This is a genomic window from Brucella sp. 22210, from assembly GCF_052045675.1.
Classification (GTDB): domain Bacteria; phylum Pseudomonadota; class Alphaproteobacteria; order Rhizobiales; family Rhizobiaceae; genus Brucella.
Genome location: NZ_JBQEPD010000001.1, coordinates 335294 through 354239, shown reverse-complemented (window position 1 = coordinate 354239; position 18946 = coordinate 335294). Strand labels below are relative to the sequence as shown.

Here is an 18946-nt window from a genome sequence, read left to right as displayed (position 1 = left end):
TCAGTTAGGGAATAGGGGAATAGGGGAATAGGGGAATAGGGGAATAGGGGAATAGGGGAATAGGGGAATAGGGGAATAGGGGAATAGGCTAGTAAGGCCGAAATCTTGTTCAAGCGCTCTTTTCACTTATTCCCCTACTGCCTTACTCCCCTACTCCCTTAATCGAAGACAATCGCCGGGGCTGGCCGACCGGCCCCGTTGCCGCCCTTCATGTTTTCCCAGACCTTCGAGGCGATATCGCGGTAGATTTTCGCGTGCTCGCTATCCGGCTCGACCACCGTGACCGGTGTGCCATTATCCGAATGGGCGCGGATATCCATATGCAACGGCACTTCGCCGAGGAACGGCACATTGAGGCGCTCGGCCTCCTTGCGCGCGCCGCCATGACCGAAAATATCGTAGCGCTTGCCGGTATCCGGCGCGATGAAGTAGCTCATATTCTCGACAATGCCGAGCAACGGCACATCCACCTTGCGGAACATCGAAAGGCCCTTGCGCGCGTCGATCAGCGCCAGATCCTGTGGTGTCGAGACGACAACCGCACCAGCCAGCGGCACCTGTTGCGCCATGGTCAATTGCGCATCGCCGGTGCCCGGAGGCATGTCGACGACGAGGACGTCAAGTTCGCCCCAAGCCACTTCGCGCAGCATCTGCGTCAGCGCCGACATGACCATCGGCCCACGCCAGATCATCGGCGTTTCCTCATCAACCATGAAGCCCATGGACATGACCTTGAGGCCGTAATTTTCCATCGGCTTCAGGATGCGACCTTCAATCGTTTCCGGACGACCGGTTAGGCCCAGAAGACGCGGCATGGACGGGCCGTAAATATCGGCGTCGAGAATGCCGACCTTCAAGCCATTGGCCTGCAGACCGAGCGCGAGATTGACCGCGGTGGTGGACTTGCCCACGCCGCCCTTGCCGGATGCAACAGCGATGATCGCGCCGACGCCGGGAATGCCAGGCTTTTGCGCCGCACGTTGCGGTGGCGAGGGATGACGATGTTGCGCAGGTGCGGCGGCAGCAGGGCGTGGTTGCGGCTTTGGCGGCGGCGGAGCGTCGTCACTGGTGCGACCGCCTCGCTTTTCCGCCGTCAGCGTGACCAGTGCACCGGAAACGCCGGGCATTTCCTTCACGGCCTTTTCCGCTGCAACCCGCATGGGCTCCAGCCCGTCTGCGCGTTCCGCCGGAACCGTGATGGAGAAGAAGACCTTGCCGTCGGCAATAAAGATATCCGATACCAGTCCGAGCGACACAACATCGCTTTCGAAGTCCGGTCCCGTCACGGTCTTCAGCCGCTCCAGAACCTGTTCGCGCGTTACGCTTGCCATTTCGATTCCCTTGATTAGGGGAGTAAGGGAATAGGGAAGTAAGGCAGTATGTTCCTCGAAACGAACACACCGCGCGACCACCTATTCCCTTACTCCCCTATTCCCATATTGCCTTACTGTTACTGCCTTATTCCCATTTCACCAAGAGGCCAATACCCATTCAGGCCGCTTCCTCGCAGACGGCAGCTTCGGGGCGGTGCCCCATGAGATAAAGCGCGCAGGTGGTACGCAGCATGGAGGCAAAATTGGGGATCGCGCCATTGGCCTCCAGCGCCTCATCATAGAGCGTGGAGATAAAGCGGGGCGTGGTCAGATTCTGGCTGGCCGCGATCTCATCCAGCAGGCGCCAGAATGTGGCCTCCAGCTGAATGCTGGTGGAATGCCCGCCAATGCGCACGGAGCGATTGATCTGCCGGTAGCCTTCCGGGTCCTGCTCGGCGAAAACCTTGCACATGGGTTCCTCCATTACAGAGCACATCCCGAAAAGTGTGAAACGGTTTTCGGAAAAGATGTGCGCAGAAATTAACTTCAGAGCGCCGATCTGTTTCCAGATTGAAAAGCGCTCCCTCGAGAGCACGAACTGCGCTGTGGTAGCCGATTGCCACCACGCCGTCGTTTTTTCTTTCATAATCGACAACCAGTGAGACAATCGCAAGCCGCTTTTGCTGAAGCGCTGCCAAAAATGACATGCAAGAAATAGGAGTCCCTTGTGGCTAAAGCCATTCATTCGATGATCCGCGTTCTCGACGAGGAAAAATCCGTTTCCTTCTACCAACAGGCCTTCAAGCTCGACATTGCAGAACGCATTGATTTCGAAACATTCACCCTGATCTATCTGCGCAATGCAGAAGCCGACTTCGAAGTCGAGCTGACGGTCAACAAGGGTCGCACCGAACCATACAATCTGGGCGACGGATACGGCCATCTTGCCGTGGTCGTGGACGATGTCGACGCCGAACATGCCCGTTTCACCGCGCTTGGTTTCAAGGTCGGCAAGCTTGTCGATTTCAAGAACAACGGCGTGCAGCTCGCCCGCTTCTTCTTTGCCGAAGACCCGGACGGGTACAAGATCGAAGTTCTGCAGCGCGGCGGCCGTTACCAGTAAGCCGCCCTGCACCTGTATCGCCTGTCATGGCCGAGAGGAGCGGCCACGACAGACGCCAGCGTTCCCGGTGGCGACAATTCGCCGGGGGCGCGCAGCCAGCCCATCCATTCCGGATGGGCAAGCAAAGGAGGAGAACCGAATGACCACCGTTTTCGACGGTCTTTCCACCCACGAAAAGAAGAAGCTCTCCCGCCGCGACCTCTTGAAGCGCGGTGCGGGCCTGAGCCTTGGGGCCATGCTGGTCATCAGCGGCAATGCCGTTATCTGCCCGCAATTTGCATGGGCGCTTGAGACAACGACGCTCCAGCCCGAAACCATGGCGACGCTGATCCAGCTCGCACGCGATATCTATCCGCATGACAAGCTTCCCGACCGGTTTTACGCCATTGCCGTCAAACCCTATGACGCGGATTCCGCCAAGGACGAAACGCTGAAAAAGCTGATCGAGGACGGTGTTGCCGATCTGAACAAACGGGCCGGAGCCGGAGGATATCTCGGTCTGGGCTGGGAGGAAGAGCGCGTGGCGATCCTGCACGATATCGAAGAAAGCCCCTTTTTCCAGAAGGTGCGCAGCGGACTTGTGACCGGCCTTTATAACCAGAAGGATATCTGGCCGCTCTTCGGCTACGAAGGCGAATCCTATTCCAAGGGCGGTTACATCAAGCGCGGCTTCGACGATATCGAGTGGCTTTAGAGCATTTCCAGCAAAAGTGCGTAGCGGTTTTGCGTGGGATAATGCGTAAAAACAAAAGTCCGGATCAAGCTCAACCGAACCAATTTCACAGCGGCATCACCGTCCGGCAAGCGCCATGCGCTTTGCGGAAACGGCGAAGCATTGGGAGGAAACCATGGCTGCTCCATATGATCTCAAGGACGACAAGGTCGTCGTCATCATCGGTTCCGGCGCTGGCGGCGGCACGCTCGGCAACGAGCTGGCGCAGAAAGGCATCGACGTCGTTATTCTGGAAGCCGGAAAGCGCCACGAATTCGAAGACTTCATCAATGACGAATGGGACAGCTTTGCGCAGCTCGCCTGGCTGGACAAGCGCACCACATCAGGCGACTGGCGGGTTGCGAAGGATTTCCCGAATCTGCCCGCATGGATCGTCAAGGCGGTCGGCGGCACCACCACGCACTGGGCTGGCGCATCGTTGCGTTTTCAGGAACATGAATTCCACACGCTGACCAATTACGGCAAACTGGAAGGCGCAAACCTGCTCGACTGGCCGATCACCCTTGCCGATCTGGAGCCTTATTATACCAAGGCCGAGGACAAGATGGGCGTGACGCGCACCAACGGCATTGAAGGCCTGCCCGGCAACAACAATTTCAAGGTGCTGAAGGCCGGCGCCGACAAGCTCGGCTACAAGGAATGCCATACCGGCCGCATGGCCATAAATTCCGCGCCGCGCGATGACCGCATGGGCTGCCAGCAGACCGGTTTTTGTTTTCAGGGCTGTAAATGGGGCGCGAAATGGTCGACGCTCTATACCGAAATTCCAAAGGGCGAAGAAACCGGAAAGCTGGAAGTTCGTCCCGAATCCACCGCGCTTAAGATCGAGCACAATGCGGCTGGCAAGGTGACGGGCGTGCTCTATGCCGACAAGGACGGCAAGCAGCATCTGCAAAAAGCGCGCGTTGTCTGCGTTGCAGGCAATTCGATCGAAAGCCCGCGCCTGCTGCTCAACTCCGCCTCGTCGAAATTCCCAGACGGTCTTGCCAATTCATCGGGACAGGTCGGGCGCAATTACATGCGTCACACCACAGGCTCGGTTTACGCCTCGTTTGAAAAGCCGGTTCACATGTATCGCGGCACGACCATGGCCGGTATCATCCGCGACGAAGCGATCCACGATCCGAAGCGCGGCTTTGTCGGCGGTTATGAAATGGAGACCATTTCGCTCGGGCTTCCCTTCATGGCAGCGTTCCTCAATCCGGGCGGCTGGGGCCGCAGCTTCACCTCGGCACTGGATGATTACGTCAATATGGCAGGCCTCTGGATCGTCGGCGAGGACATGCCGCAGGCGGATAATCGCATCACGTTGAGCAAGGATGTGAAAGACGAGCACGGATTGCCTGTGCCGGATGTGCATTATAGCGATCATCCCAACGATGTTGCGATGCGCACGCATGCCTATGCGCAGGGCAAGGCGCTTTATGAAGCGGTGGGGGCCGTTCGCACTTTCCCGACACCGCCCTACCCCTCAACGCATAATCTCGGCACAAACCGCATGAGCGAAAAGCCGGAGGACGGCGTGGTGAACAAGCATGGGCAGTCGCATGACATCAAGAACCTGTTCGTGTCGGATGGCAGCCAGTTCACAAGCGGCGGTGCCGAAAATCCAACCCTGACCATCGTGGCGCTTGCCATCCGTCAGGCGGACTACATTGCCGAGCAGATGAAAAAGCGGACGATCTAGTCCGACAGAAAACATTCTCCCCTGACCGCAGCAAACAGAACCGGCGCGACCAATTCGCGCCGGTTCTGTTTGGCGCTTGGCAAAGATGCGCGGTTTGGACTAGATAGGCTCCGCAGAACAATGAGAGGCACCCGGTTGAAGCTCAACGCGCGCCAGTTTCGGAGCAGTCTTGCAATACGCCTGTTGAGCGTATTGGCTTTGATGCTCGTGGCATTCGCGCATAAGCCGGTCGACCTCAATACTCTCGACAGTTTTCAGCTGGCGCAATACCAGCTGCCTGATGGAACCTATCCTGTCATCTGCATCAGCGATCAGGGTGAAAATCAGGATCACCACGGGCATGGCAAGCATCTGAGCAGCGAAAGCTGCGAGGCCTGCCGTATCGCCTCCGGTTTCCTTTGTCCGACGCCTGACAGCTCGACCGGCCCTTCACCGCATATTGCGATGGCTGATGGCGTTGTGCCGCCACAGCCGGTTTTGCGCCGCGCGGTCTATCCGCCTTCGGCACCGCCGCAAGCACCACCTCTCGCCTGAACACGTCCCGTTTGAACGAATGCGCCTGACAAAGGCTGGCGCGTCTTCCTCACGACTATTCAGGTAATTCAACATGAAAAACTATCGTCTTTTTGCGTCCGCAATTTCGCTCGCAGCCCTTTGCGCTTCCGCTGGCATGGCCAATGCCCATTCGTCACTTGACCAGAGCGAAGCCAAGGCTGGCAGCTTCTACAAGGCCACGTTCCGCATTCCGCATGGCTGCGACGGCAAGGCCACAACCGAAGTGAAAGTGGAGCTTCCGGAAGGCTTTATCGCTGCGCAGCCGCAAGCCAAGGCTGGCTGGAAAATCGAAATCACCAAGGGCGATTATGCCAAGACCTACAAGGTGCATGGCAAGGATGTCACATCCGGTGTGAAGGAAGTGCGCTTCACCGAAGGCAGCCTGCCAGCCGAGTTCTATGACGAGTTCACCGTCGTCGGCCAGCTGGCCAAGTTCGACAAGGATACCACGCTGTCTTTCCCGGTGACGCAGGTCTGTGGTAGCGACGCCTCCGTCGCCTGGACAGAGATTGCCAAGGACGGACAGAACCCGCACGAACTCGAAAACCCGGCACCGCAGCTTCTTGTGCTGGCCGCGACTGGCACTGACGAGCATGCAGGCCATGATGGGCACGGTGACGGACACGGGGGCCATCACGATCAGGCCGGTCATGCAGCAGAGCCGGTAAAACTCGGCGATCTCACCATCACCTCGCCTTCGGTACGCGCCATGGTGCCCGGCGCCAAGGTGGCAGGCGGCTTCCTGACAATCGCCAATAACGGCAAGGATGCCGACAAACTCGTATCGGTCACGACAGCGGGCGTGAAGCGCGTGGAAGTCCATGAAATGAGCATGGAAAACAACGTGATGAAGATGCGCAAGCTCGATGGCGGTCTCGACGTGCCTGCGGGCGAAACCGTCGAACTGAAGTCCGGCGGTTATCATCTCATGTTCATCCAGCCGGAGAAGCCGTACACCGAAGGCGAAACCGTGCCGGTCACGCTCCAATTCGAAAAAGCTGGCAAGGTCGAGATCAACTTCCCCGTCACGGCCCAGAATGGCCAGATGGGCGATCATTCATCCGATCATTCATCCGATCATTCTGGCCACTAATTCCCGGAGCATGGGGGCGCAGTGCCTTCTCTCCCCCCTCCACCGGCATTGCGCCCGTTTGCCGCAACCGCTGTCTCCCCACAGCGGTTGCGTAATCATTCAAATACTGTAAACATGACTATTATAGTCTAGAATAATTCTACTCTCTTGAAATATCTAAGCTTTTTAAAAGTTGACTAATTGACTCCAGATCAATTTGCGGCTTTTATACCCTTCGCGCAATCCTGCGCACCTTTGATGTCTGGGCCTTGAACCCTTTCGATTGGAGGACCCAATGGTTGGTCTCGGCGAATGCCGGTCCGCAAATATCGACGGCCTGCCCTGGCAGCTCAGTCTTTTGCCGACCGGATACTGCAATATACAGCGTATAATATGGGGCGAAACGGAACGTCCCGTTCAGCGCAAGCAGGGCAAATGCCTTGTCTCGTATCCGTCTTCCGATGTTTCATCGTGGAGGCGCACATGAATATGCGTATATCGCAGCTGAACGGCGCCAATACCGCAGGCTATTTCGACCGCCTGCCGGAAAAGCTGGTGCTGGAAGGTTATCGTCGCTGGACTGCGGGTTTCGAGACTGGCTCGATTATCCCGTGGGAAATGACCTGGGGTCTCTATTCGGAAGTGCTCGGACCATCGGAGGCAAAGCGCGCTGTCGGCGAGCTTTCGCACTTCATCCGCGTGCTGCGTCATTGTGCAAGCTGCCAGTTGCGTGCGTTCCCATTCGACTCGCATCATGTCTGCCGCGAGGAATGTCTGACATTGGGGCTGATTTCCGGCCTGCATAATCAGGACGCTCTGTTGCTCGACACGTGTCTTGAGGCCATTGCCTGCAAAAGGCGCTGCGACGATGTGGCAGCTGCGGCAAGCAATTTTGCCGAAGCTTTGGCCGATTTCGGCCAGACTTTGCTGCCAATACCGATTCACGCCATCGACACCGCTTTGAACATTACGCATCGCGCGACTTTTCACTGAGCTGAACAAGTCGAACCCTTTGCGAATAATAACGATCCTGATTTTAAGTCGTCGCGACGCGGCGCAAGGAGATAGAAATGCAGGCCAGAACCGAACGACGCCTCGGCATTGCCGCTGCCCTCGTACTGACCGCAGCAGCATTTGTCATGCCCGGCGTATCCACCCAGATTGCGCAAAACGACGTTGCGCCACAGAAGCAGATTCACATGGCTTCGGCCGACACACTGCGCGCCGAGTTCCGTCATTTCGTCAGGCTTGGCGAAGCGATGCCGAAGTCGGTCCGCTACGAATAGAATACAAAAAAGGCCGTCTCTGACGGCCTTTTGTTTAAGCATATATCTCGACGGGCCGGTTAGCCGACGACAATCGGCGCCTGCCCCTGTACGCGATTATACAGGTCGATAATGTCCTGATTCATCAGGCGGATACAGCCGGACGACATGGACTGGCCGATGGACCACCATTCCGGAGAGCCATGGATGCGATAGCCGGTGTCGCGACCATTCTGGAAAATATAAAGCGCGCGTGCGCCGAGCGGATTCTGCGGACCCGGCTCCTGACCATTGCGGTATTTTTCGAGTTCCGGCTTGCGCTGGATCATTTCCGGTGGCGGCGTCCAGCGCGGCCACTGCTTCTTGTATTGCACATTGGCGCGGCCTTGCCATTCAAAGCCTGCCTTGCCGATGCCGACGCCATAGCGCAGGGCTTCGCCGCCCGGCAGAACATAATAGAGATAATGGTCTTTCAGGCTGACGACGATGGTGCCTGGCGCCTGCCCCGTCGGATCAGGCACGATCTGGCGGCGGAACTGCTTCGGCACCTTGTCATAAGGAATGGCAGGCAGCGCATAGGGCCCCTCCTGTACCGATGCATACATGACATCCGGCGTCGTGATGGCGCGATCGACACTGATCTGCGGACGCATCGGCGAGATGCCGCCTGTCGACATCGTATCTACCTGAAAGGCAGACATGTCCATCGTCTGCGAGCAGCCTGCAACACCACTCAGAACGACGGCCCCGGTGCCAAGCAAAAAGCGGCGGCGGCTCAGATCATCACTCAACTTTGACATGCAAAACGCCCAAAACACAGGTGACAGGGAGCAGGCATCATGCCGCTCGGTATTAACCGTAATTTGCAGTCTTATGGTTGAGGAACCGTTAAACTAGGCGTACCGATGCTCATAAAAGAATAGCACCGGCGTGAAAACTCAACCGAAGGATGCAGCGATTGAAAAGAAAAAGCCGGACGAAACGCCCGGCTTTTCGATCAAATCAAAGGATCGGTCAGTAGTCTTTTTCGTAGAAGATACCGCCGCTGGAATCACCCTCTGCACCAAGCGCGCCCTTCGCTTTGAGGTTTCGCGTGATGTCGAGATTGACGGTTCCCTTGGTCGAGCCGCCAGAACCCGCTTCCACACCCAGATAGATATTGTCGCGGATATAGCGCCCGGCGCGAACGGCCGTCTGTCCGTTGCTGTCGGTCACGACATCGAGATCGTCCAGCCCCGTTCCGGCGCGCAGCTTGTTCATGAGCGAATTTCCGCCAGGCCCACCCGCAAGTTCCGCAGCCGCAGCCGCAAGCTGTGCGATCTGGAAGGCCGACAATTCGCTGATGGAGCGCTTGAAAATCAGCTGCGCCAGCACTTCATCCTGCGGCAGTTCTGGCGACGAGGAGAAGACGATGTTGAGATTATCGACCGTACCCGTGACCGTCACGATTGCTGTGATTTCATTGCCTTCCGAACTGGCCACGAAATTGAGCTGCGGATTGAGATCGCCGACCAGCGTGACATGGCCTTCATCGAAGGTGATGCGCTGGCCGAGAATGCCAATACGACCACGGATCAGATCAAAGGAACCGACTGGCTTGATATCGCTGACCGGCCCGGTGAGACGAACGCGACCGCCCAGTTCTGTATCGAGACCGCGACCACGCACGAAGATCTGGTTCGGCGCATTGACGACGACATCGAGGCGTGGGCCGGCGGAATTTGTCCGCGCCACCGATTTGGCCTTGCCCTTGCGGGTTTCGACCTTGGCGCGTTCCAGCGTTTTCGCAACATTCTTCGGCGTGTTCTTGTGCTCGACGGGCACATAGGTTGCGCCGCCGCCGAGATTTTCCGGCACCGAGATTTCGGCACGCTCCACGTCAATACGACCGCCGATCAGCATATCGCCCGCCAGCGGTCCGGTGATCGTGATGCCGCCATTGACCGTTGCGACGACCAGCTTGCCATCTGCATAACGCGCGCGGTCGAGTTTGATATTGATATCGGCGGGGAAATTCGCCGCCGCATTGGTCGATATCGTGCCACTTGCCGACACGGAACCGCCGCTGCCAAATGCAGCATTGACCTGTCGCAGCGTGATGGTTTCGCCGTCCATGCTGCCCATGATGTTGATGCTATTCACACGGACATTGGTTTCCGGGTCGATGAAAGTCGCGCCGCTAGTGGAGAACATGCCGCGCAATTGCGGACGATCGAAACCACCGGAAACGCTTGCGGTCAGCGTCAGCATCCCGCTGGCCTGCGCGCCGCGATCCGCGAGGAAACGATTGGCGAGCACCAGCGGGATGTTGCCGTTGACGTTGACACCGAGCCCCTGACCGGAGAACGGCACCTTGCCGCTTGCGGTGACATTGAGGCCTTGTGGACCGTCCACTGTCAGCGATGAAATATCGACCGCTTTGGCTGCATAGCTGCCCGCTGCCTGCAGGCTGAGCGGGGCAAGGCCGTTGTCGCCCAGCGGCTTGGCAGCGAGGCCGGAGCCCTTGAGATTGAAGGTGGCCGCAGGATTGGTCAGCGGGCCCGTCACGCGCGCCGTGCCGGTGACATTACCTGCGAGGTCCTGCCCTTTCACAGCGCCGTTGAGAATACCGAGCGGCAGATTGGCCAGCGTCACGTCGACGGCGAGATCGCCCTTGCCGAGCGGCACGCCGCCTTTGGCTGTGACGTCGATACCATTGCCGCTTGCCGCACCCCCGGTCACCCGTGCGTCGATATTGAGCCGGTCATTGGCAGAGGTGCCCTTGGCGTCGGCATTCAGGGCAGCGATGCCCTGCTTCTTGAGTTCCGCTGCCGTTACGCCGCGCGCCGCCATATCGAAGGCGACATTCGGTGCATCGCGGGAGCCGGTCAGGCGCGCCGTGCCGTTGATCGTACCACCGAGACCAAGGTCTGGCTTGAAGGTGTTGGCAAGCGCCAGCGGCAGATTGGACAGTGCCACCGACAGATCTAGCTTTTCATCGACAGAGCCGTTGACCTTCACCTGTCCTTGCGTGCCATTGGCGCCGGTGTTGATAACGATATCGCCAAAGGAAATCTCGCTGCCCTTCATGACGATATTCGCCGGTGCGGCAAGATTGGCGCGCAGCGCGCCCTGCTTCACATCGGCGGAGGCGAGGCCAAGCTCAAAGCCGCCATCTTTCGGCTCAAGCGAACCGGCGGCATTAGCCACCGTGCCGATCTTGAGCTTCGTATTGGCGCTGAAATCGGTCTTGGTTCCGGTGGCGTTGGCCTTGGCATCGAACGTGTCGATACCGAAAGTGCCGACCATGATATCGCGCGCGGCAGCGTTGCCGTCGACGACGGGCACGCCGAACAGGTCCTGTGCGGTCAGCGCGATAGTGGCGGACGCAATGTGGTTGCCATTGACCTTCACACCCTTGGCGTCAGCAGAAACGGTCGCATTCTGGCGGTCGCCATCGACTTGCAGCGCGATATCTGCATTGGCCGCGCCGGTTGCTTCGGCAAGGAACAGTGCGGCGGCAGTGGAGATATCCGGCGCATCGAGTTTCAGCGCGCCATTGAGCAAGCCCTTGGCGGTCTGTGTGACATTGCCGGAGAGATGCGCTCCGCCAGCATTGAACAGGAGATTGGTCAGGCGCTTCTCGTCATTGACGATGTCGATCAGCGTGCCAAGTTCGATGCGCTCACCATTGAGGAAGGCATTGCCCGCCAGTTTGCCGGATAGCGCCGCACCGGTGGTGGCATTGCCGTCGAGCATAGCGTTGAAATCAAGACCAGCATTCGCAAGCTTGCGGCCTGCCAGCGTGCCCTGTGGCGCGTCGGCGCGCAGGGCCAGCGCAATCAGCTTGTCGTCGCCGCGCGCACTGCCCTTGATGGTCATGCGACCGGAGGCCTGCTTTGAAACCAGTTTCAGATCGGACAGCATCACGCCGAAATCGAAATTCGCCTTGTCCGATGCGAAAGAGCCATTGGCCGTGATTTCGCTCAGTTCATTGCCGATCCGGAAGTCACGGGCCGAGAAACCTTCAGCGCTACGACCGATTGCACCGGCCAGACGCACTTCACCATCCAGAATATTGTCGACTGCCTCGGTGCCGGTGCGCATGTTCTGCGCCGTGCCGTCAAGATCAAGATAGAATGCGCCGCTGATCGGACGAACCGTGCCCTTGGCCTTGACGTCGATACTGCCAGCCAGCTCCTTGTCCGCCAACGCGCCAAACGGCGCAAGGCTTGCGACCTTGGCGGCGATATCGCCATTGAAGACGAAGTCGTCAATATTGCCCTTCAGGTCGAGGCTGAGACCGTTGCCCTCGATATTGGCCTGCGCAAGCTCCACCGGAGAACCGGCGCGCCAGCCGCCATCGATGAGAAGCGCGATCTTGCTGCCCAGTGCTTGCGCCAGCTCCGCGCGCGGCGATGAAATTCCATCCATGCCGCCAGTCACCTTGAACGTGATGTGGCGGTTTGCGGCATCGTTGAGGTTTTCGGCAACACCGCCCATATCCAGCGCAACGCTGGAGGCGGAGATGGTTGCATTTTTCAAACCGTTGACGGCGAGCTTGCCCGCCCAGTCATTGGTCGGACGGTCGCCATAGGAAACCTGAAACTGCGCATTGTCGATATAGGTTTCCGCACCCTTGACCGGTAGCAGGACGCGGCCCTTGCTTTCATCGGCAATCGACGCATCAATGCTGAGCTTGTTCAGAAAATGATCATTGCCGGATTCGGCAGCAGCTTTCAGCTTCAGCGCGGCGCTTGTCAGCGCCAGATCGTCGAGGCGAAAACCGCCCGCATCTTTCAGGAAGCCATCGGCAGAAAGCACGGTTTCAGACCCGAAGAAGTCGCGGAACACCGGCGGCACCAGAACGGCAATCGGCCCATTGAAACGGGCTGCGAAAACACGTCCCCCATTGGGTGCTTCGCCCTGACGGTTGAGTGTGAATGCGCCGGTCAGCGTACGGCTGCCATTGGTGTCGAGCGCCAGATCCACTTTCAATTCATCGAGCGGACCAGCGCCAGTCAAAGTGAGGTCAACCGGCGGGCGACCGTCAATATTGAGCAGGTTGGCCACGATGCCATTGGCCGGTTCGGCGACTTTCAGATCGAGGTCGACCTTCTGATCGGCATTGGCATAGGCCGCACGCAGGGCAAAACTGCCGCCGGGGCCGTCAAGGCGCTTGATGTTGAAGGTGGAATTGAGCGAGCCATCGGCCAACGAAAGACTGCCGGTTGCAGAGACTTCCGATTCGAGGCCGAAAATCTCCGGTCCGAAATGCAGGCGCGCCACATCAAGCTGGTCCAGATTGATGGAAATCGGCAGTTCGGGCAGGCTGAAGCTCGACGATTCCGGCGATGGCAGGCTGTTATCCGGTAGCGGCTTGCGGGCGATATCGATCCGTTCCGCGCTCAGCGACTGGATGCTGAGACGACCGAGCAGCAATGCGGTGCGGCTCCAGTTCAGCTTGGCATTTTCAATGCGCAGCCAGACGCCTTCGCGGTCGGCAATGGTGATCAAGCCAATAGATGCTTCCGACGACAGAACACCGCTGATGCCCGACAGGGAAATGCGGCGGTTCGGCGCGGAAAGCTGGCTTTCAACGAAAGACAGGAAATAGGACTTTTGCTCTTCGTTGCTTTCAGACGCTTCGGCCTGCTGCGTGCTCTGGCTCTGATCCTGCGCCTGTGCGGGCGCGACAATCGATGCCGTGGTCTGTGTATCCACGCCGACAAGCGTAACCCATGCGCCCGGTATGGCCAGCACGGCGGCCACAACGGCGAGAATCAGGAAAAGGAAAACTGCGATAAATCTGGTCAAAACGCCTGTCCTATGCCCACGTAGAATGCATAGCTCGGATCACCCGAGCGGCGGTTAAGCGGTATGGCGACGTCGAGGCGGATCGGCCCGAGGCCGGTCAGGTAGCGTAGACCGCCACCGGCGCCAATGCGCATTTGTTCGGAGAAATCCGGGAACGATTTTTCGCCGACATAGCCCGCATCGACAAAGGCGACCGCTCCGATGGAATCGGTAATGCGGGTACGCACTTCGCCCGAAGCTTCCACCAGCGAACGTCCGCCGACAATGTTGCCGTTTCCGGCATCGACGCCGATATTGCGATAGGCATAGCCGCGCACCGAGCCGCCGCCGCCAGCAAGGAAGGACAGGCTCGGCGGCAAGTCTTCGATGGAAGCGCCAACGATCGACCCCACTTTCACGCGCCCGGCCAGAATCACGCGATCCTTTGCGCCGATGCCGTAATAGGTGCGGCCTTCTGCGGTGAAGCGGGTGGCGAAATTGCCATAATGGAATTCGTAGAAGGGCTGGATATTGCCTTCCAGATAAAAGCCCGAACTCGGGTCCGGCTTGTTGTTGCGGCTGTCGTAGAGCACGCTGCCCTCCAGACCCGCAGTCGTGAAGTCGCGCGGGCCGAAAGGATAGTCGGTGTAGCGGCCCTGACTTGCCTTGGCATAGATCGCGCCCGACAATTCGTCGCTGAATATCTGCGTGAAGCCGGTCTTGGCGTTGACCGACGTTTCGGTATAAGCGTCGAGCACTTCGCGCTTGGCGTCGAGCGACAAAACGAAATCCGTATCGGGCGTGTAGACACCGGGCTTCTTGAACGTACCGCCAAGAAGATAGGAATAGTTCTGCGGGCTGAAGGAATTATCCTGCGACCCGCCGATCCCGCTGATCTTGGCATCGAAACGCAGGTTTTCGCCCTTACCGAACAGGTTGCGGTGCATCCAGTAGCCGGTGACACCGAAGCCGTCGATGGTCGAATATTCCGCACCAAAGCCGAAACGGCGTGGTTTGCGTTCCTGCACATTGAGCGTCATCGGCAGGCTGCCGTCCGGCTCAATGGTTTCCGCTTCCTCGAAGCTCATCGCACGGAATACTTCCATGCGGCCAAGACGTTTCTTGGCCTTTTCGATGTCGTCGGGATCATATTCCTTATCGGGCGTCAGTCCGGTCATCCAGGCGATGAATTGCGGGTCCATGCGCGCCGTGCCAACCACGCTGACCGGCCCGTAATGCGCCTTGCGACCCGGATCGAGCGAAACATCGGCAGCCACCGTGTTACCGTCATGGTCGGCGACCACATCTTCATCCGTCACCCGCGCCTTGGGATAGCCCTGCTGACGCCATGCCTCGACGGCCAGACGCTCGGCCTTGATGATCGTTCCGGACCGCGCCACCTTACCGGGCGCAAAACCTGCATCCTCGGGTGATTGCACAACGTCGCGCTTGTCCGTCGCAGGCGGGGCGATATTGGAAATGGCCGTGCGCGAAAACAGGAATTGCGGCCCCGGATCAACTGAAATCGCCACTTTGGCATTGTTGGGAATATCGGCATCCGGCGGAATGTCGTTTGCCTCGCGGCCATCGACGAGAATCGAGATCGTGCCGCCATAGCGGCCTTCACCATAAAGGGCCGCCAGAATACGCCGATAATCGCCACGGGCCTTGGCAAGCAGACCAGCAGAACCTGAAGCGGGCTTGTCCGCATCTGTAACCAGACCGGATGCGCCTTCGACGACGGATTTCAGATCAGCTTCGGTGCCATCCGCATTCTTGCGATCACCGGTTGTGGCGACCTCGACCTCATAGGTCTTCGGATCGATAATATCTGGATCGGTTTTCTTGTCTTCGCCCCAAAGACGGACGCCAAAAAGCTCAAACGCCAAAGCGGGCGACACGGTAAAGGAGGAAAAATGAGCCGCCAGCAAAAGCATGGCGATGCCTTTTCCCTGTATCGTCCTGTTACTCCAAGTCATACGCGCTACTGTCCGGTTCCTGTCTTTGCGGTCGCCTGGCAGCGTCCCGTTTATTCCCCACCCAGGACGATTTAGGGATTACCATAGGGAGGCCGGGGGGCCAAGCAACAACCTAAAGATTAGTCTCTAGATATGAACGGATTCAGTCAAAGGAGTGTTAACGTTACCACAGCTTTACGCAACGCCCGGTCGCAAGCGGCAAACAGTTCAAGCGAAAAATGCAAAATATGAAGACGCTTTAAAAAAAGGGAGGCGCTCCGGAGGGAACCGGAGCGCCACGCGGCTTTGGGGGGAGAGAGGGAGGATAAAGCCGCGATTCAAACCGTGCGCGGATCAAGGTCCGGCGCACGGGAGAAACGGTCGCTCAGCGGGGCATGTCAAAGACCAACCCCGCCAGGCGCGAACTATTTAAGGCAGGTTGCGCACGTCGTCAGGCGACATGTACATCGGCATCATATTGGTATCGAGGTGATGCATGACCCAGATGGAGCCTGCAAGCACGATGGCCAGAATGATGACCGTGAAGATGAGCGCCAGAATATTCCAGCCACCTTCCGACTTCGGATCGAGGTGCAGGAAGTAAACCAGATGCACCAGGATCTGAACGACGGCGATGCCGAGAACAACGGCTGCGGTCGTGGCAGGCGTGAAATAGCCGTTCATCGCCAGAAGGAATGGAACGACGGTGAGAACAACCGCCAGCACGAAGCCGATCAGATAGGACTTCAGGCTGCCATGCGCGGCATGATCGTGTGTTTCGTGTGCAGAACTCATCACAGTACACCCAGCAGATAGACAAGGGTAAAGACGCCAATCCAGATGATGTCCAGGAAGTGCCAGAAGAGGCTGAGGCACATCACGCGCGTCTGGTTCTTTTCCGTCAGACCGTCACGCAGAAGCTGGGCGGAAAGCACCAGAATCCAGATCAGGCCGGACGTGATGTGAAGACCGTGGGTTCCAACCAGCGCGAAGAAGGCCGAAAGGAACGCGCTGCGGCTCGGACCGGCATCTTCGAGAATCAGGTGATGGAATTCATAGACTTCCATCACGAGGAACGCGGCGCCCAGCAGGAACGTTACGCCCAGCCAGAACAGCACGCCTGCACGGTTCTTCTTGTACATGGACAGTGTCGCCAGACCGTAGGTCAGCGACGACACCAGCAGCAGCATGGTTTCGGTCAACACAAACTGCAGGTCGAAGAGTTCGCGGCCGGTCGGGCCGCCCGCGAACTGGTGCGCCAGAACGGCGTAGGTTGCAAACAGGCCCGAGAACAGGACGCAGTCGCTCATCAGGTAGATCCAGAAGCCGACCAGCGTGGTCGACCCTGCATCATGATGGTCCTCGTGAGCAGGATGCTCGTTGCCGCCCTTGAATGGACCAGCAGTTGAAATGCTAGCGCTCATGGATCAAGCCTCCTGAGCCGTCAGTTGCCGGGTGCGAAGGTCTTCGACGCTCTGCACTTCTTCGGCCGAGACGTAATAGTCTCTGTCATTGTTGAACGAGTGGAAGATCGCAACGGCCAGCACACCCACGGCAGCGGCAATTGCCAGCCACCAGATATGCCACACCAGAGCAAAGCCGAGCGGGATGTTCATGATGCCGATGATGAAACCGGTACCGGTGTTCTTCGGCATGTGAATGCGGGCGAACTTTTCCGTGCGGCGCACATAACCGTTCTGCTTCATATCCCACCAGCTGTCGTGGTCGCGGACATGCGGCACTTCAGCGAAGTTGTAGAATGCAGGCGGCGAAGCCAGCGACCATTCCAGCGTACGGCCCGTACCCCAGCTGTCGCCATTGTTGTCGCGCAGCTTTTCGCGGTCGCGGATCGAAACGGCGATCTGCAGAACCTGGAACACGATACCGCACAGGATGATCGCAACGCCGACGGCGGCGATGATCAGATAGATGTGCCATGCCGGATTTTCGGTGTGGTTCAGACGACGGGTCATGCCCATCAGGCCGAGCACGTAGAGCGGCATGAAGGCCATGATGAAGCCGACCAGCCAGCACCAGAACGCGTTGCGGCCCAGACGTTCGTTCAGCTTGAAGCCGAAAGCCTTCGGCCACCAGTAGACGAGACCGGCGAAGCAGCCGAACAGCACACCCGAGATGATCACGTTGTGGAAGTGGGCGATCAGGAACACCGAGTTGTGCAGCACGAAATCCGCAGGCGGAACAGCAAGCAGAACGCCCGTCATACCGCCGACCACGAAGGTGCACATGAAGCCGATGGTCCACAGAACCGGCGTTTCCATGCGGACGCGGCCCTTATACATCGTGAACAGCCAGTTGAAGACCTTCGCACCCGTCGGGATCGAGATGATCATCGTCGCCACGCCGAAGAAGGCATTGACGTTGGCGCCGCCACCCATGGTGAAGAAGTGGTGCACCCAGACGAGGAACGACAGGACCGTGATGGCAACGGTTGCGTAAACCATCGACTTGTAGCCGAAGAGACGCTTGCCGGAGAAGGTCGCGATGATTTCGGAGAAGACACCGAAAGCAGGCAGGATGAGGATGTAGACTTCCGGGTGACCCCAGATCCAGATCAGGTTCACATACATCATCGGATTACCACCAGCATCATTGGTGAAGAAGTGGAAATCCAGATAGCGGTCCAGCGACAGCAGGGCCAGCGTGACGGTGAGGATCGGGAAGGCCGCGACGATCAGCACGTTCGAGCAGAGCGCGGTCCAGGTGAAGACCGGAACCTGCATCATGCCCATGCCGGGCGCGCGCATCTTGATGATCGTGGTGATCAGGTTGACGCCAGAAAGCAGCGTGCCCATACCGGAAATCTGCAAGGCCCAGATATAGTAATCCACGCCGACATCCGGGCTGAATTCCTTACCCGACAGCGGCGGATAAGCGAGCCAGCCGGTCTTGGCGAATTCGCCGATACCGAGCGACAGGTTGATCAGAACCGCACCGGCAACCGTGAGCCAGAAGCTCAGCGAGTTGAGGTATGGGAAAGCAACGTCGCGTGCACCGATCTGAAGCGGAACTGCAAAGTTCATCAGACCGACGACGAAAGGCATCGCCACGAAGAAGATCATGATCACGCCATGGGCGGTGAAGACCTGGTCGTAGTGATGCGGCGGGAGAAAGCCTTCATTCGCGCCCGAGGCAAGAGCCTGCTGCGCGCGCATCATCACGGCGTCCGAGAAGCCGCGGAACAGCATCACGAAAGCCAGAATGATGTACATGATGCCGATACGCTTGTGATCGACCGACGTCAGCCAGTCTTTCCAGAGCGGGACCCATTTTCCGTAGTAGGTGATGGCTGCCAGAATAGCGAGCGCACCGCCAGCCACCGCGGTCAATGTGACCATGATGATCGGCTCGTGGTACGGGATCGCTTCCAGCGTAAGTTTTCCGAACATTTTTATCACGCTTCGATTGGAGCAATTCCGGGAAAGCCAATAACGGCTATCATTCCGG

At 58.3% G+C, this 18946-nt stretch carries 15 protein-coding genes; 7 read left to right on the top strand and 8 right to left on the bottom strand.

Features of this window, described 5'->3' with window-relative positions:
- Window positions 1-158 precede the first annotated feature (158 nt).
- Both apbC and ACTJKP_RS01685 read right to left on the bottom strand, forming a co-directional pair.
- Window positions 159-1331, bottom strand: coding sequence for an iron-sulfur cluster carrier protein ApbC (gene apbC / locus ACTJKP_RS01690; protein ID WP_440629465.1), 1173 nt, complete (start codon window positions 1329-1331; stop codon window positions 159-161).
- 160 nt (window positions 1332-1491) lie between these two features.
- A complete protein-coding gene (locus ACTJKP_RS01685; RefSeq protein WP_006471202.1) occupies window positions 1492-1785 on the bottom strand; it encodes a ribbon-helix-helix domain-containing protein in 294 nt (97 codons plus the stop codon).
- A gap of 255 nt (window positions 1786-2040) precedes the next feature.
- On the opposite strand from ACTJKP_RS01685, the gene ACTJKP_RS01680 reads away from it, so the two are divergent.
- From ACTJKP_RS01680 to ACTJKP_RS01650, 7 genes are all read left to right on the top strand, one after another.
- The gene (locus ACTJKP_RS01680) at window positions 2041-2436 is read left to right on the top strand and encodes a VOC family protein (RefSeq protein ID WP_440629464.1); all 396 of its coding nucleotides are present in this window, start codon (window positions 2041-2043) and stop codon (window positions 2434-2436) included.
- A gap of 139 nt (window positions 2437-2575) precedes the next feature.
- Window positions 2576-3130 carry a gluconate 2-dehydrogenase subunit 3 family protein gene (locus ACTJKP_RS01675; RefSeq protein WP_440629463.1) on the top strand — a complete coding sequence of 185 codons (555 nt, stop codon included), beginning with the start codon at window positions 2576-2578 and terminating at the stop codon, window positions 3128-3130.
- 154 nt (window positions 3131-3284) lie between these two features.
- Window positions 3285-4856, top strand: coding sequence for a GMC family oxidoreductase (locus ACTJKP_RS01670; RefSeq protein WP_440629462.1), 1572 nt, complete (start codon window positions 3285-3287; stop codon window positions 4854-4856).
- Window positions 4857-4991: 135 nt separating this feature from the next.
- Window positions 4992-5390, top strand: coding sequence for a hypothetical protein (locus tag ACTJKP_RS01665; RefSeq protein WP_440629628.1), 399 nt, complete (start codon window positions 4992-4994; stop codon window positions 5388-5390).
- A gap of 73 nt (window positions 5391-5463) precedes the next feature.
- Window positions 5464-6504, top strand: coding sequence for a DUF1775 domain-containing protein (locus ACTJKP_RS01660; RefSeq protein ID WP_440629461.1), 1041 nt, complete (start codon window positions 5464-5466; stop codon window positions 6502-6504).
- A 462-nt stretch (window positions 6505-6966) separates the two neighbouring features.
- Window positions 6967-7476: a hypothetical protein gene (locus ACTJKP_RS01655; protein ID WP_171058689.1), complete on the top strand. Its 510-nt coding sequence runs from the start codon at window positions 6967-6969 to the stop codon at window positions 7474-7476.
- A gap of 77 nt (window positions 7477-7553) precedes the next feature.
- On the top strand, window positions 7554-7769 hold the full coding sequence (locus ACTJKP_RS01650) for a hypothetical protein (RefSeq protein ID WP_078337801.1): 216 nt from the start codon (window positions 7554-7556) through the stop codon (window positions 7767-7769).
- Between the two features lie 59 nt (window positions 7770-7828).
- On the opposite strand, the gene ACTJKP_RS01645 is transcribed toward ACTJKP_RS01650, so the two are convergent.
- From ACTJKP_RS01645 to cyoB, 6 genes are all read right to left on the bottom strand, one after another.
- Entirely contained in the window at window positions 7829-8548 is a 720-nt protein-coding gene (locus tag ACTJKP_RS01645; RefSeq protein WP_078337800.1) for a L,D-transpeptidase, read from the bottom strand.
- Between the two features lie 214 nt (window positions 8549-8762).
- A complete protein-coding gene (locus ACTJKP_RS01640) occupies window positions 8763-13544 on the bottom strand; it encodes a translocation/assembly module TamB domain-containing protein (protein ID WP_440629460.1) in 4782 nt (1593 codons plus the stop codon).
- Complete coding sequence (locus ACTJKP_RS01635) at window positions 13541-15502, bottom strand: autotransporter assembly complex protein TamA (protein WP_440629459.1); 1962 nt, start codon at window positions 15500-15502, stop codon at window positions 13541-13543. The genes ACTJKP_RS01640 and ACTJKP_RS01635 overlap by 4 nt, the downstream gene beginning before the upstream one ends.
- A gap of 408 nt (window positions 15503-15910) precedes the next feature.
- On the bottom strand, window positions 15911-16276 hold the full coding sequence (gene cyoD / locus ACTJKP_RS01630; protein ID WP_078337797.1) for a cytochrome o ubiquinol oxidase subunit IV: 366 nt from the start codon (window positions 16274-16276) through the stop codon (window positions 15911-15913).
- On the bottom strand, window positions 16276-16905 hold the full coding sequence (gene cyoC, locus ACTJKP_RS01625; RefSeq protein ID WP_078337796.1) for a cytochrome o ubiquinol oxidase subunit III: 630 nt from the start codon (window positions 16903-16905) through the stop codon (window positions 16276-16278). The genes cyoD and cyoC overlap by 1 nt, the downstream gene beginning before the upstream one ends.
- Before the next feature lie 3 nt (window positions 16906-16908).
- The gene (cyoB, locus tag ACTJKP_RS01620) at window positions 16909-18888 is read right to left on the bottom strand and encodes a cytochrome o ubiquinol oxidase subunit I (RefSeq protein ID WP_078337795.1); all 1980 of its coding nucleotides are present in this window, start codon (window positions 18886-18888) and stop codon (window positions 16909-16911) included.
- Between the last annotated feature and the right edge of the window lie 58 nt (window positions 18889-18946).